Below are 14,726 nucleotides of genomic sequence, written 5' to 3'. Positions count from 1 at the left end.
TGCGCCGCTTCGTTCGCATGCGGCACGCGACTGCTCATCCATGCCACCAGCGGTGCGCAGGCCCAGATCAAAAACAGCACTGGCGCGAGCAGCGGGTCGGCGCTCCAGTGCGCCGCGACAGCCATCGCCAGGCACAGCAAGCTTGCAAAGGTGCCGGCGCGCAAGAACGGCCCGGGGCTGTAACGCGCCTGCGCCTGCAACTGGTCGGCCGTCGTCCACTGCAGCAGATGCCGGCGGCTGACGGCGAGCCGCCAGAGCGCGCGCAGTGTGGCGTCGGCCAGCAGCTTGGTCTGCGCAAAGAGCTGTGTGAATTGCCATGCCGCGCCCGCGATGGCGCGAAGCAGTTCGGTCGAGCCGACGTCGAAGAAATGCTGGAGCTCGATGGAGCGCCGCGTCGGCACCAGACCTGCGAGCGCGCCGAGCAAAGGCCCCAGCGTGATGGCGAGCAGCACCACGCCCAATGCCAGGTTAAGCGGCAACGCGCCGGTGAAGATGACCCAGGCGAGCAGCGCTGCGGACATGGGCACGACCATGGCGCGGCGCAGGTTGTCGCACATCTTCCACTGGCCCAGCAGGTCGATGCCGAAGCGGTGCGGACGCAGCATGAGCGGCAGCAACTGCCAGTCGCCGCGAGTCCATCGATGGATGCGCGAAGCCGCGACGCCGGCGTGGTGTGGATGGTCTTCGACGAGCACCAGGTCGCTGACCACCGCGCAACGCGCCACGGTTCCTTCGAGCAGGTCGTGGCTTAGCACCGCGCCTTCGGGCAGCCGACGGTCGAGCGTGTCGTGTAGCGCGCGCACATGCAGCAGCCCCTTGCCCGTGAAAGAGCCGGTGCCGAACAAGTCCTGATAGACGTCCGACGCGCCACTGCTGTAAGGATCGATGCCGCACTGGCCCGCGAACAACCAATGGAAAGCCGAGCGTTCGTTGCGCTCCGGAAACGGCGTGACGATGCGCGGTTGCAGGATGCCGAAGCCTGCGACGACGCGTCGCGTGGCCGCATCGATTTGCGGCGCGTTCAGTGGGTGCGCTGCGATCGACACCAGCTCGCACAGTGCGCCCGAAGGCAGGCCGGTGTCGCTGTCGAGCGTGACGACATAAGGGATGTCGCGCATCAACTGAAGGCCGGGCGCCAGCGGGACAAAGCCGCTGCTGTCGCCCGCAGCGAGCCAGCGCATCAGCATCTCGAGCTTGCCGCGCTTGCGCTCCCAGCCGATCCAGCGGCGCTCGGTCTCGCTCCAGCTGCGCGGGCGATGCAGGAGCAAGAAGCGTGGCGCTGCATCGGGTGATGCCGCCGGCGACACGGGGTACCGGGCATTCAGCGATGCGATGCAGTGCAGTGCGTCGTCGAGCAAGGCTGCGTCTTCCGGCAGGCTTTGTTGCGAAGCATCTGCCCAGTCGGTCAGGAGCGCGAACTGCGCCTGCGCTTCTCGATTGGCCAGCCAGTGAAGCTCGAGCCGATGTGCGAGCCGCGCGTTGTTTCGGCTCGAGGTCAGCATCGCAGGCACCACGACCAGCACGCGATGCGCTGCCGGGATACCGCCGGTGAAATCGAGCCGCGGCAAGGGCTGCACGCGCGCGGATTCCGACACGATGCGGTGCATCAACGCGATCACCACTTCGGAAAGTGGCCACAGCATGAGCACGAGAGCGACGGTCGTCGTCCAGCCCGCATCGGGCCCGTCGGCGCCGTGCAATGCGCGCACCACAAGCGCGAGAAAAAGCGCCGTTCCGACTGCCACGACGCCGATGTACAGCGGCAACTTCCAGCCGCCGGAAAACTTCAAGCCAGCCGCGGGTGGCGCGTTTGTCTCCGCAGTTGCACCGTGATCCGCAGGCCGCAGTGCAGCGATCAAAGCCGGGCGGCCGCGGCCGAACAGGAAGTAGCCGGCGGTGCACTCCGCGTGCGCCCAGTGCGCATCGTCGGATTCCTCGATCAGCGGATTGGCCGGCGCGCTCGCGAGCTGCACCACGGCCAGCGCCACTTCGCGCTCGGGGCGCGCCGTGGTGCGCGCGACCTGCTCCATCGCGTGCGTGATTTGCTGTCGCGTGAGTTCGCTTTCACGGCCATAGCTCGGCAACTCGCGCAGCACGCGAAGCGATCGGCTCACCGGCTCGATCAGGTCGGCCCATTCGACCTGCCCGATCATGCGCAGCGTCGTGATGATGTTGCCGACCGTCAGGTTCGCCGCGGCCTGTTCTGCATGGGCATCGCCGATCAGCGCGGGGCCGTTGGTGCAGTGGTGCGCGGTCCAGCGAACCAGCGCCGGCGGCGTCTCGCCTTGCTCGACCGGCAGCCGTTGCCACAACTGCGTGAGGTAGCTGGCGGCCAGGCCGCGGCTCAGCAACGCCGCGTGGATGGCATCGAGGTCTTGCTCGGAGAGCGACGGCGCGGCATCCCACGCAGCGTGCGCAATTTCACGCCCCACCTTGGCTGCGGCGATGGTCTCGGCGACGCGGCGCAGGTTTTCGAGCAGCACCACGCGCAGCGTCGTCGGTAACGCCCACAGCTCGCCCAGCGTGAGTTCGTCGACCTCCTGGTACGCGTTGAGGAACGCGGTGAAGAGCTCGTTGTTGAGCACGCTGTCGGTGTGCGCCACGTAGGCCCAGGCAATGCCGTAGACCCGCGGCAGGCCGGCCAGCGGTTGCGCCGCCAGCTTGGGCAGCCGCGCGTAGTAGCTGCGCGGAACGCCTTCGCGAATTTGCTGGAGCTGCGCCTCGACCAGATGAAAGTTGTCGAGCAGCCACTCGGCCGCAGGCGACACGTAGCGGCCGCTGCGCGAGGTCAGCGCGATGTAGTCGAAGGCGTTGCGCAGCGATTCGAGGTTGCGGTCGACCCTGGGGAAGAACGGTGCGGCGCCTGCAGCGCTGGTCTCGTCGTCGATGACCTGCGCGCGGGCGAGACTGCGTCCGTGTTGCTCCAGCCGTTGCGTGCCGAACAGTTCCGCGCGCACCGGCAACTCGACCGCCTCGGGCGGCCTCGACAGAAGCTCAAGAGCGTATTTGCTGAGCGAATCGAAGCGGTAAAAGACGGGTGCGGCGCTCACTCACATGTCAGGCGAGGGCCAGCAGTCCGAGCGCAATGACGAAGGCCAGGAAAGCAACGGTGACGATCCGGCCGGCAGCCATGGCGTGAAACCGCTGCAAGCCGCTCCGCAACGTGAACATGGGGCCGCGCGCTCTTGCGCAGTCCCGCATGTGAAGTGCCAGCGCATCGAAATCGCTGCTCACGAAGTCGCCTTGGCTTGCATGCGAAACGGCAGAAGATCGAGGCGAAGACATAACAAGGTTTCCTGTGAACGACCAGGGCGCCGACACGGCTTGCAACATCGCAATCCGGCTGCCGTGTGACCAAACGTCAGGTTATTCCTGAACCTGACGCTCGATGCCCCCGATCGGCGAATGATTGCGTAGGAGGGCGCGCACAACGTGATCAGCCGGTGTTGCGAAGGCCGGCCGCCACGCCGTTGATCGAGATGTGAATGCCACGTTGGAGCCGCTCACCGCCTTCGCCGGCACGGTAACGCCGCATCAGCTCGACCTGCAGATGGTGCAGCGGGTCGATGTACGGAAAGCGATGGCGCACCGAGCGCTGCATGTCGGCGTTGCCTTCGAGTCGCTGCTTGGCGCCGGTGATGAGCGTGAGCGCGTCCGAGGTGCGGTGCCACTCGGTCTCGATCATCGAAAACACCTTCTGCCGCAGCTTGCGATCGGCCACCAACTCGGCGTAGCGCGACGCCAGCGCGAGGTCGCTTTTGGCCAGCACCATGTCCATGTTCGACAGCAGCGTCCTGAAGAACGGCCACTGCGCGTACATGCGCTGCAGCAGCGCTTGCCGTTCCTTGCGCTCGGCAGGTTTGCCGTCGCCCAGGAACTGCTCGATCGCCGAGCCGAAGCCGTACCAGCCCGGCAGAGTGAGCCGACACTGGCCCCAGCTGAAACTCCACGGCACTGCGCGCAGGTCTTCGATCTTGTGGCTCGGGTTGCGCGAAGCTGGCCGCGATCCGATGTTGAGTTCTGCGATCTCGCGAATGGGCGTGGCGCCGAAGAAGTAGTCGCCGAAACCGGGGGTTTCATAAACCAGCTTGCGATAAGCGGCCATGCTCGCGACCGACAGCGCCTCGGCGGCTGCAACGAAGGGCGCTGGCGCTGCCTTGGCGACAGGCAACATCGTGGCTTCCAGTGTGGCGGCGACCAGCGTCTCCAGGTTGCGTCGGCCGATCTCGCGGTTGGCGTATTTGGAGCCGATCACTTCGCCTTGCTCCGTGAGGCGAATCTGGCCGCGCACGGTGCCTGGTGGCTGCGCCAGGATGGCGTCGTAGCTCGGACCGCCACCGCGCCCGACGGTGCCGCCGCGGCCGTGGAACATGCGCAGCCGGATCGGCTCCGTCTTGCCCTTGTTCAACTCGTCGAACAGGGCTACCAGTGCCAGGCCGGCGCGGTACAGCTCCCAGTTGCTGGTGAAGATGCCGCCGTCCTTGTTGCTGTCGCTGTAGCCCAGCATCACGTCCTGCTCCGCACCCGAGCGCTGCACCAGCGCGGCAATTCCTGGCAGCGCATAGAAGGCCCGCATGATCGGCGCGGCGTTGCGAAGGTCTTCGATGGTTTCGAACAGCGGCACGACGATGAGGTCGTTGGTGGCGTCCTTGTCCATGGCGCCGCGCAGCAAGCCGACTTCTTTTTGCAGCAGCAGCGCTTCGAGCAGGTCGCTGACCGTTTCGGTGTGGCTCACGATGTAGTGGCGGATGGCGGCATTGCCGTAGCGTGCGCGTGCGGTACGCGCGGCTGCAAAGATCGCGAGTTCGCTTTGGGCCAGCGGCGAATACGCCGCATCGGGCACGCGCAACGGGCGTGCGTCGTCGAGCAGTTTCAGCAGCAGCGTTTGCTTGGCGTCTTCGGCCAGCGCGGCGTAGGCCGGTTCCATGCGCGCGGTGGCGAGCAGTTCGGCGACCACGGCTTCGTGCTTGTCGGAACTCTGGCGCAAGTCGACCGTCGCCAGGTGAAAGCCGAACACCTCGACCGCGCGAATCAGCGGGCTCAGGCGCTGAGCGGCGAGCACCGCGCCATGCTTTTCGATGAGCGAGTCCTCGATGGTGCGCAGGTCGGCGAGGAACTGTTCAGCATGCGTGTATGGGTTTTGCGGCGCTACGGCATGGCGTGCGGCCTCGCCTCCGGTCAGGTCACGCAAGGTGGCCGCGAGGCGCGAGTACACGCCCGTCAACGCACGGCGATAGGGCTCGTCGACCCGGTGTTCGTTGGCATCGGGCGAGCGTTCGGCCAGCGCCTGCATCTCGACCGACACATCGATCAGCGTGGCGGACAACGACAGCTCACCACCAAGGAAGTGCACCTCGGTCAGGTAGTGGCGCAAGGCCAGTTCGGACTGGCGTTTCAGCGCGTATTCGAGCGTGTCGGCGGTGACGTTCGGGTTGCCGTCGCGGTCGCCACCGATCCATTGGCCCATGCGCAGGAAGGGGGCGATGCCACGCTGGCCCAGCGCGCGTTCCAAGTCGGCATAGACACGCGGGATTTCGCGCAGGAAGGTCGCTTCGTAGTAACTCAGCGCGTTCTCGATTTCATCGGCCACCGTCAGCTTCGAAAAGCGCAACAGCCGCGTCTGCCAGAGTTGCGTCACGCGGGTGCGCATCTGCTCTTCGTTCTCGGCGTACTCGATCGGTGTGAGAGCGTCTTTCTTGCCGATGAACGCGTAGTGGCGCTGCTGGATTTCGTCGCGTGCGGTCAAGAGCATGGCGATGGCGCGTTCGGCGTCCAGGATGCTCTTGCGCTGCACTTCGGTCGGGTGCGCGGTGAGCACCGGCGACACGTAGCTGTGGGCCAGCGTTTCGACAATGGCTTCGGGCGAGATGCCGGCTTTTCGGATGCGGGCTAGCGCCATCGGCAGCGTGCCGGACGCGCTTTCGCCGGCGCGATCGGCCTCGGTGCGGCGGCGAATCTGATGCCGGTCTTCGGCGAGGTTGGCAAGGTGACTGAAGTAGGTGAAGGCGCGAATCACACGCACTGTTTCGGACGCGCTCAGGCCCTTGAGCAGGTTCTTCAACGCGCGGTCGGCCTGGTGATCGGCGTCGCGCCGGAAGGCGACTGAAAGCGTGCGGATCTTTTCGACCAGCGCGAAGGTTTCTTCGCCTTCCTGCTCGCGGATCACGTCGCCGAGGATGCGGCCGAGCAAGCGGATGTCATCGACCAGTGGCTGGTCTTCGCTCGGCCTGCGCTTTGTCGCTGCAACGGGCGCTGCTGATTTGCTTGTCGTCTTGCTTGTTGTTTTGCTTGTTGTTTTCAACGGTCTCTTCTCCTCGTCTTTCCTCGTCTTGGCGGGATTGCCGTAAGCGCTTTCAACGCGCCGAAAGGCATGGCCATCGGCGTTGCTGCAGCGCAACATGCTAGCATTCCGCGGGTCATATTCACCAGTGGAAAACGCCTGTGAGCAACATCGTGATCGCCACGCGCGAAAGCCGTCTGGCACTCTGGCAGGCCGAACACGTCAAGGCACTGCTGCAAGAAAGAGGCCACACGGTCAGCCTGTTCGGCATGACCACCCGTGGCGACCAGATCCTCGACCGTTCGTTGAGCAAGATTGGCGGCAAGGGTTTGTTCGTGAAGGAACTCGAAACCGCGCTGGAAGAGGGCACAGCCGACATCGCCGTGCACTCGCTCAAGGATGTGCCGATGGACCTGCCGCTCGGCTTTGCGCTGGCCTGCGTGCTGGAACGCGAAGACCCACGCGATGCGCTGGTCTCGCCGCGCTACGCATCGCTGGGAGCCCTGCCGCACGGCGCCGTGGTCGGCACATCGAGCTTGCGCCGCGTCGTCTTGTTGCGCGCGCTGCGGCCCGACATTCGCATCGAACCGCTGCGCGGCAACCTCGACACCCGGTTGCGCAAGCTCGACGAGGGTCAGTACGACGCGATCATCCTGGCTGCCGCGGGATTGATACGGCTGGGGCTCCAAGACCGGATTCGCATTGCCTTCGAGCCCGACGTCATGCTGCCGGCCGCCGGGCAGGGTGCGCTCGGCATCGAGATTCGCGCAGACCGTGATGACCTGATCACGGCACTGGCGCCCTTGGGGCACCGCTCCGACTGGCTCGCCACAGCGGCCGAACGCGCCGTCAGCCGCTCGATGGGCGGCAGCTGCTCGATGCCGCTGGCGGCGCATGCGCGCTGGCAGCGGGGTGGGGGCTTGCGCATCGATGCGGCCTGGGGCGATCCGGAGGGCAGTGCCTCGCTGGTTGAGGTCCATGCGGAAGCCGAGGCCGGCGACCTCGACGCTGCGGCGGCGTTGGGGAACCAGGCCGCTGTGCTGCTGCGCGCCGCCGGCGCGCACTGAAGGCACACCGCCATGAGTGCGACGCGCGTCATCGTCACGCGGCCGGCGCGGGAAGCCACTCGATGGGTCGATGACCTGCGCAACGCGGGGCTCGATGCCGTGGCGTTGCCGCTGATAGACATCGCGCCGGTGGCCGACTTCGAGCCCCTGCGCGCAGCATGGGCGCGGGCCGCGGGCTACGCCGCGGTGATGTTCGTCAGTGCCAACGCGGTGGAAGAGTTCTTCCGTCTGCGACCGGGCGAGGTGCCGGTGACGCTGCGCTGCTGGGCGACCGGCCCCGGCACCGCACGCGCGCTGCGTAACGCAGGGGTAGCGTCAGGTGCCATCGATGCGCCGGATGCGGTCACCAACAATTTCGACTCTGAAGCGCTTTGGGCTCTGGTGCGCCCACAGGTAACGCCGGGCGCGCGCTTGCTGATCGTTCGCGGCGGCGATGCGGCCGGTAATGCCGCAGGACGCGATTGGTTGGCGCACGAGATCGAAATGGCGCAGGCGTCTTACGACACCGTGGTGGCCTACCGTCGCTTGCCGCCAGCATTCGACAGCGCTGCGTTGGCCATCGCTGCCGACGGTGCCGAGGGCGGCGCGATCTGGCTTTTTAGCAGCTCGGAAGCAATCGGCAATCTGCGACGCGCGTTGCCGAATACTTTATGGGGCAAGGCGCTTGCGATCGCGACGCACGCGCGCATCGCTGATGCGGCGAGGGCAACGGGTTTTGGCACGGTCGTGCTCTCTCAACCGCTCAAAGAAGCGCTGGTCGCCTCGATAGAATCGTTGGCATGAGCGCTGCCCTCCCGTCGGACGATCTTTCGCCAGAGCCGATCGCGCCTATCGCCCAACCCGCATCTGCGCCAGCAACGGTTCGTGCCCCGCTCGGTGTCACACCTTCGATCGCAGCTGCGATGCTGTCCCGCATCGTCGTCGGCTTGCTCGCCATCGTGGCGTTTCTCGCGCTCGTGCTCTGTATCGTGCTGTGGCAAAAAGTCAGCGGCATGCAGGAGCAACTGGCGCGTCAAAGCGCCGATGCCTTGATGCAAGCGGCCGAAGCGCGCGCGCTGGCCCGGCAAGCGCAAGAGACGGTGCGCGACACGGCTGCTCGCCTCGCGCTCACAGAAACGCGTGTCGGCGAAGTTGCTCTGCAGCGCTCGCAGCTTGAAGACCTGATGCAGAGCCTGTCGCGATCGCGCGACGAGAACCTGGTCGTCGACATCGAATCCGCCGTGCGGCTGGCACTGCAGCAGGCGGAAGTCACGGGCAATACCGAGCCTTTGCTTGCCGCGTTGAAGGCCGGCGATCTGCGCATCACGCGCGCTGCGCAACCGCGGCTAGGACCGTTGCAACGCGCGATGCAGCGCGATGCCGACCGCATTCGCAGCACTGCGAGTACCGACAGCGGCGAGGCCCTGCGCAAGCTCGACGACCTGACGCGCGGCGTCGACGATCTGCCGACGGTCAACGCGGTCGCGATGCGTGGGGCGGGCGCCAATCCATGGGAGGCCGAACCTGTGCCGACGGACGCGCCCTGGTGGCAACGCGCGCTGCTGATCGCACGAAGCGAGGCGCGGTCGTTGCTGCGCGTCGGGCGCATTGAGCGACCTGAATCGGTACTGCTCGCCCCCGACCAAACCTTTTTCTTGCGCGAAAACTTGAAGCTCAAGTTGCTCAATGTCAGGTTGGCGTTGATGTCGCGGCAGGTCGACAACGCCCGCACCGAGCTCGGCACGGTATCGGCCACGCTGAACCGGTACTTCGACCCCGCGTCGCGCCGTACGCAGGCCGCGGCAACGCTGGTGCAGCAACTGCAGGCGCAGGTCAAGTCGACCGAGCCACCGCGCATCGACGACACGCTGGCGGCTATCGCGACCGCAGCAGCAGGACGCTGAACCGCCGATGCGTGCTGCTCTTTGGCTCCTGGCGCTTTTCGGCATTGCGGCGGCCGTGGCGCTGTTCGCGGGCAACAACCAGGGCACGATCACTGTCTTCTGGCCGCCATGGCGAGTCGACCTGTCGCTGAACCTGGTGCTGCTGCTCCTGGTCGCCGCCTTCATGCTGCTGCACCTCGCGTTGCGCGGCCTGTCGGCTTTGTTCTCGTTGCCGGTGCAGGCGCGGCAATGGCGTATGCAGCAAAAGGAGCGAGCCCTTTATGGCGCCTTGCTCGACGCTCTGGCGCAGTTGATTGCCGGCCGGTTCTCGCGCGCCCGGAAGGCGGCGCAAGCAGCATTGATGCAGGAAAAGACACTCGACGCCCGGCTACCTCAGGCGCAGCAAGTGAGGGTGCTGTCGCATCTTCTGGCGGCAGAGAGCGCCCAAGCCCTGCAAGACCGGCCCGCCCGCGACGCACATTTGCAGCAGGCGTTGAACGAAAGTGTCGATCGCAATGCGTTGCCGGCACCCGAGACGCGCGAAGGCGTCCAGTTGCGCGCCGCGCGCTGGGCACTTGAAGACCGCGACGCACCGGCGGCGCTGGCGCGACTCGAAGAGTTGCCCCAAGGCGCGCAGCGGCGCACCCTGGCGCTGCGCTTGCGGCTCAAGGCGGCGCGCCTCGACCGGCGCACGCTCGAGGCTCTCGAGACAGCGCGGCTGCTGGCCAAGCATCGGGCGTTTTCAAATGCAGCGGCGGAGAGCATCGTGCGCGGCCTGGCGACCGAGTTGCTGTCCAGTGCGCACGATCCGGCGCAGCTCCAGAGCGCCTGGGGGAAACTGGAGCCCTCCGAGCGAGAAATGCCCGAGGTTGCGATCCATGGTGCTCAGCGCATGGCGCTGTTGCGCGGCGACCTCGCCATTGCCCGAGGCTGGTTGTTGCCGGCCTGGACCCGAATGGTCGAACAGCCGCAGAGCGTAAGCGACAGTCTGCGCGTGAAGCTGGCTCGCGCCCTGGAAGCGGGGCTGGACTCTGTAGACGCGGAATGGCTGGCGCGCATCGAATTGGCGCAGCGCAACAACCCGCGCGACCCGAACCTGCAGTACCTCGCGGGCATGGCCTGCATGAAGCGGCAGCTTTGGGGCAAGGCCCAACAATTGCTGACGCAAGCCGGCAATGGCATGCAGGACGCAGGCCTTTACAGGCGCTCCTGGCAGGCACTCGCAACCCTCGCCGAGGCGCGTGACGACACCGATCAGGCAACCGTGGCGTGGAAACGCGCTGCGCAGACAGAAACGCCCTGATCGCACCAGACTTTTTCGGAGCGCGTTGCTATCTATTCGATAGCTAAAAAACGTGACTGGAAAAGGGCGAAAGCGAGATTTTGTGGATTTTTGCAATTAGTGCGAAAGTTCACGTTTCTCCATCAAACGATGTACACCCCGAAACAACTTGAGGTTTTGGCGTTACGTGATGTACAGTCGTAACTGTTTGCAAAAGTATTCATTTTTACTGCGATTTCGGGGGTCCGGATTGAAACGAATTTACACATCTGTCGCGTTGGCGGCGTCTGGTCTGGTACTGCTTGCGGTGTCGGGTTGCGCTGCAATTGGACCTGGCTATGAATCGACCAGCAGCGCCGTGCGTGAGGTCAAAGACAATGCAGCCAAGGCCAATGCGGCAAGTGGCGGAGTGGTCAATCCTGATCTTCCACCCGAAGGCTCCGTCTCGGAGATCAACCCTGAGCTTTTGCGTACGCTGACATCATCGCGCCGTACAACGCTCCCGCAGGACGTCGCAAAACTGCTCGGCGAACCCGAGGTCTACCGCCTCGGTCCCGGCGATGTCGTCGGCATCACCGTTTTCGACCATCCTGAAATCATTTCGAGTGCGATTCCTGCAACGACCGTGGCTGACCCCGCCAGCGTCTCGCCGGCACCGGGTTTTATCGTGTCCAACACCGGGCAACTGAGCTTTCCGTACGCCGGCACCCTCAAGGTGGCGGGGATGACGGTGCAGGAACTCGAAGACGTTGTCACCAAACGACTGCAGCGCGTATTCAAGGAGCCGCAAGTCAACGTCCGCGTTCAAGCGTTTCGTAGCAAGCGCGCCTATGTCGAAGGCGAAGTGCGTGTTCCGGGCCTGCAAGTTTTTACCGACATTCCGATGACTTTGCCTGAAGCCATCAGCCGTGCTGGTGGCATTACGCCGACAGGAGACCGGTCTTTTGTGACGCTGACCCGCGATGGGGTAACGACGTCTATCGACTTGATGGGTATGGCTGAGGTGGGTGTTGACCCCACGCGAATTCCGCTGCGCAGCGGCGACATGGTGACCGTGCGCAACCGTGAAGACAGCAAGATTTCCGTGATGGGTGAGGTGTTGCGCCCAGCCGCCGTGCTGATGCGAAATGGTCGTTTGAGCCTGAACGACGCACTGAGCGAAGTCGGCGGCGTCGACCTGGGTACGGCCAATCCGCGTCAGATCTACGTGGTCCGCAACCTTCCTAAAGGCGGCCAGGCGATTTTCCATCTCGATGCACGCAACGCATTGGCGTTGGCGATGGCCGATGGCTTCGCCTTGCAGCCCAAAGACGTCGTCTTTGTCGACCCGGTCGAGTTGGTGCGCTGGAGTCGCATCGTCAATTTGATCCTGCCGTCGGCGCAAGGCGCGAATCTGGTTCGCGGAACCTACAAGTAACAGGTTCAGGTCGCGTAACAACAACCCCATGCGGAACATCCTCATCGTGTGCACCGGAAACATCTGTCGCAGTCCCATGGCCGAAGGCCTGATGGCTGCTGCCTTGCCCGGGCGCGACGTGAGTTCGGCCGGCCTGGGTGCGTTGATCGGCTATCCGGCGGACCCGGTGGCCAAAGAGTTGATGCGCGAGAAGGGCATCGACATCGACGCGCACAGGGCGCGCCAAATCAGCCTCGACATGTGCCAGCGTGCCGACGTGATTCTTGTCATGGAGCGCAACCAGCGGCGTGCCATGCACGAGCGCTATCCCTTCACCAACGGAAAAGTTTTTCAGATGGCCGGACAGAACGGGCAGGACGTGCCTGATCCGTACCGCCGACCACGCGAAGTGTTTCAAGCATCTCTCGCGCAAATAGAAGCCGGTGCCCGGCATTGGGTCCAACGCATTACAAAAGCATCCAGCCGATGAACTCCACACTCACCTCCCATTCGACGCTGACTCCGTCCAGCACTTCCAGCCGTGGCGATGACGACGACGTCGATCTTGGTCACTACCTGGACATTCTGCTCGCCAACAAGTGGCTGGTGGCAGCCATCACTGCGGTGGTGCTCGCCATCGGCGTCGCGTACGCCTTGTTGAGTCAGCCTATCTACGAGTCGAACCTGCTGATTCAGGTCGAAGAAGAGAACAACAACGCCAACAAGAGTTTCCTGGGCGAGGCCAACGCGCAGTTCGACGTGAAAACGCCAGCCAGCGCCGAAATCGAAATCCTGCGCTCACGAATGATCGTCGGCCAGGCGGTGGAGGCCACCAAACTGTATGTCGACGCCTATCCGCGCTATGCGCCGCTGATTGGTGGATGGCTGTCGCGTCACGCGACGCAACTTTCTAACCCGGGCTTCCTCGGTTTTGGCGGCTACGTGTCGGGAACCGAAAAGATCGTTGTCTCACGCTTCGAAGTGCCGCCGGCGCTGGAGCCGAGCGAGTTCATCCTGACGGCCAAGGGCGACGGCGCCTACACGCTGGAACGCAAGGGCTGGAGTGAAGTGCTGACCGGCAAAGTCGGAGCACTGCTGAAGGCCGACACGCCACAAGGGCCCATTGAGTTCACCGTCGCGGAGTTGCTGGGCAAAGCCGGCGCGCAGTTCCGCGTGCTTCGTTTGTCAAAGCAATCCACCATCGAGACGTTGCAGTCCCGACTGGTGCTGGCCGAAAAGGGCAAGCAAACGAGCGTGATCAGCGCGACGTTGCAAGATCCTGATCCCATCAAGGTCACGCAGATCCTGAACGCGATCGGCAGCCAGTACGTTCGCCAGAATATCGAGCGCAAAGCGGCCGAAGCGCAAAAGACGCTGGCATTCCTGGATGTTCAACTGCCGCAGTACAAGCGCCAGCTCGAGGAGTCCGAGCAGCTCTACAACAGCTATCGCAACCAGAAGGGCACCGTCGCATTCGACGAAGAAGCCAAGCTGGTGCTGGCAACCGCCGTCGACCGTCAGACCAAGCTGCTCGAGGCGCAGCAACGTCGTCGTGAACTCGAAGCGCGCTTCACGTCCAATCACCCGCTGGTGCAGACTCTCGATGCGCAGGTGGCAGCACTCAGTCGCGACATCAACGATGTCCAGGGACGCATCAAGGCGTTGCCGGGCATTCAGCAGGATGCCGTTCGCATGCAACGCGACGTGACCGTCAACACGACGCTCTACCAATCCCTGCTCAATCAAGCGCTGCAACTGCGACTGGTCAAAGAAGGCAAGGTCGGCAATGTGCGACTGCTCGACAGTGCGACCGTGCCGGATTCGCCAGTCAAGCCACAGCGCAGCATGATCGTGCTCATCGCTCTGGTGCTGGGCCTGTTCCTCGGCATCCTGGCTGCCTTCATCCGAAATGCATTGGTCGAGCAACGCATTCGTGACCCGCATGAATTGGAAATGAACATCGGACTGCCGGTTTTCTCGAGCATTCCGTTGAGCCCGGCACAAAAGGGCATTGCGCAACGTCGACTGACCGGTGCGACCGGCGTCAGGTTGCTCGCCATCGAGCGGCCGGACGATCTGGCGATCGAAAGCCTGCGCAGTCTCCGCACCGCCATGCAGTTCGCGATGCTCGAGTCGCCCAACAACCGGGTGATGATTACCGGCGCGACACCTGGCGTCGGCAAGAGCTTCGTCACCGCAAATTTCGCGGCGCTGATGGCCGCAGCGGGTAAACGCACGCTGCTGATCGACGCCGATCTGCGCCGTGGACACATCCATCAGTACATGGGTCTGCAGCGCCACGGCGGCCTCTCTGAACTCATCGCCGGCAGCTTGACGATTCAGCAGACTGTTCACAAGCAGGTCATTCCAAACCTCGACTTGCTGGCGACCGGACAACTGCCGCCTAACCCGGGTGAACTGCTGCTGTCCGACTCGTTCAACACCATTCTTGAAAAGCTCTCCGAGCAATACGACCTGGTGATCATCGATACGCCGCCGGTGCTGGTGGCAGCCGATACCGCCGCAGTGGCGACGCATGCAGGCACGGTGCTGCTGGTGGCCCGTGCGCACACCTCGACAATGGGCGAGTTGAAGGAGGCCACGCGCCGGCTGGCGCTGGGCGGCAAGGCGGCCAACGGCGTCTTGCTGAATGCGATCGAACCGAGTCGGCAGGGGTATGGGGCCTACAAGTACGGACGCTACCGGTACACCAACTACAACTACGAGAGCATCCTTCCAGAGGAGCAATAAAAAAGGGCCGCAAGGCCCTTTTTTATTGTCTGGTGTCTTCGTCGACATTGCGGTGCAGTCGTCGGCGTTGACCAGGTCACCTGGTCGA

Annotated in this window: 9 protein-coding genes; 7 read left to right on the top strand and 2 right to left on the bottom strand. The window is 64.3% G+C overall.

Annotation, left to right across the window (positions count from 1 at the left end; translation table 11 throughout):
* Positions 1–3,057: 3,057 nt before the first annotated feature.
* Both H7F36_RS21970 and ppc read right to left on the bottom strand, forming a co-directional pair.
* Positions 3,058–3,234, bottom strand: a complete 177-nt coding sequence (locus tag H7F36_RS21970) for a hypothetical protein (RefSeq protein ID WP_261802439.1) — start codon at positions 3,232–3,234, stop codon at positions 3,058–3,060.
* 202 nt (positions 3,235–3,436) lie between these two features.
* On the bottom strand, positions 3,437–6,400 hold the full coding sequence (ppc, locus tag H7F36_RS21965) for a phosphoenolpyruvate carboxylase (protein ID WP_187052756.1): 2,964 nt from the start codon (positions 6,398–6,400) through the stop codon (positions 3,437–3,439).
* Positions 6,401–6,441: 41 nt separating this feature from the next.
* Here ppc and hemC point away from each other — a divergent pair, with 41 nt between their 5' ends.
* The 7 genes from hemC to H7F36_RS21930 all read left to right on the top strand — a co-directional run bounded on the left by hemC (position 6,442) and on the right by H7F36_RS21930 (position 14,638).
* Positions 6,442–7,347 (top strand): hydroxymethylbilane synthase, encoded by a 906-nt coding sequence (hemC, locus tag H7F36_RS21960; RefSeq protein ID WP_187052755.1) that lies wholly within the window; start codon positions 6,442–6,444, stop codon positions 7,345–7,347.
* Between the two features lie 12 nt (positions 7,348–7,359).
* Positions 7,360–8,130 carry a uroporphyrinogen-III synthase gene (locus H7F36_RS21955; protein WP_187052754.1) on the top strand — a complete coding sequence of 257 codons (771 nt, stop codon included), beginning with the start codon at positions 7,360–7,362 and terminating at the stop codon, positions 8,128–8,130.
* Positions 8,127–9,230, top strand: a complete 1,104-nt coding sequence (locus tag H7F36_RS21950; RefSeq protein WP_187052753.1) for a uroporphyrinogen-III C-methyltransferase — start codon at positions 8,127–8,129, stop codon at positions 9,228–9,230. Before H7F36_RS21955 ends, H7F36_RS21950 begins: the two co-directional genes overlap by 4 nt.
* Positions 9,231–9,237: 7 nt before the next feature.
* A complete protein-coding gene (locus H7F36_RS21945; protein ID WP_187052752.1) occupies positions 9,238–10,512 on the top strand; it encodes a heme biosynthesis protein HemY in 1,275 nt (424 codons plus the stop codon).
* 337 nt (positions 10,513–10,849) lie between these two features.
* Complete coding sequence (locus H7F36_RS21940) at positions 10,850–11,908, top strand: polysaccharide biosynthesis/export family protein (protein WP_261802438.1); 1,059 nt, start codon at positions 10,850–10,852, stop codon at positions 11,906–11,908.
* A gap of 28 nt (positions 11,909–11,936) precedes the next feature.
* Positions 11,937–12,377 carry a low molecular weight protein-tyrosine-phosphatase gene (locus tag H7F36_RS21935; protein ID WP_187052750.1) on the top strand — a complete coding sequence of 147 codons (441 nt, stop codon included), beginning with the start codon at positions 11,937–11,939 and terminating at the stop codon, positions 12,375–12,377.
* A complete protein-coding gene (locus H7F36_RS21930) occupies positions 12,374–14,638 on the top strand; it encodes a polysaccharide biosynthesis tyrosine autokinase (RefSeq protein ID WP_187052749.1) in 2,265 nt (754 codons plus the stop codon). Before H7F36_RS21935 ends, H7F36_RS21930 begins: the two co-directional genes overlap by 4 nt.
* Positions 14,639–14,726: the final 88 nt, after the last annotated feature.

Origin of the sequence: Variovorax sp. PAMC28562 (assembly GCF_014303735.1) — a bacterium.
In the GTDB taxonomy this organism is placed as follows: domain Bacteria; phylum Pseudomonadota; class Gammaproteobacteria; order Burkholderiales; family Burkholderiaceae_C; genus Variovorax.
This window is presented reverse-complemented; position numbering and strand designations above follow the sequence as displayed.

Coding starts and splice junctions, on each gene's coding strand:
- ppc (WP_187052756.1), bottom strand. CDS start 6,400: ATGTTGCGCTGCAGCAACGCCGATGGCCATGCCTTTCGGCGCGTTGAA.
- H7F36_RS21955 (WP_187052754.1), top strand. CDS start 7,360: ATGAGTGCGACGCGCGTCATCGTCACGCGGCCGGCGCGGGAAGCCACT.
- H7F36_RS21950 (WP_187052753.1), top strand. CDS start 8,127: ATGAGCGCTGCCCTCCCGTCGGACGATCTTTCGCCAGAGCCGATCGCG.
- H7F36_RS21945 (WP_187052752.1), top strand. CDS start 9,238: ATGCGTGCTGCTCTTTGGCTCCTGGCGCTTTTCGGCATTGCGGCGGCC.
- H7F36_RS21935 (WP_187052750.1), top strand. CDS start 11,937: ATGCGGAACATCCTCATCGTGTGCACCGGAAACATCTGTCGCAGTCCC.
- H7F36_RS21930 (WP_187052749.1), top strand. CDS start 12,374: ATGAACTCCACACTCACCTCCCATTCGACGCTGACTCCGTCCAGCACT.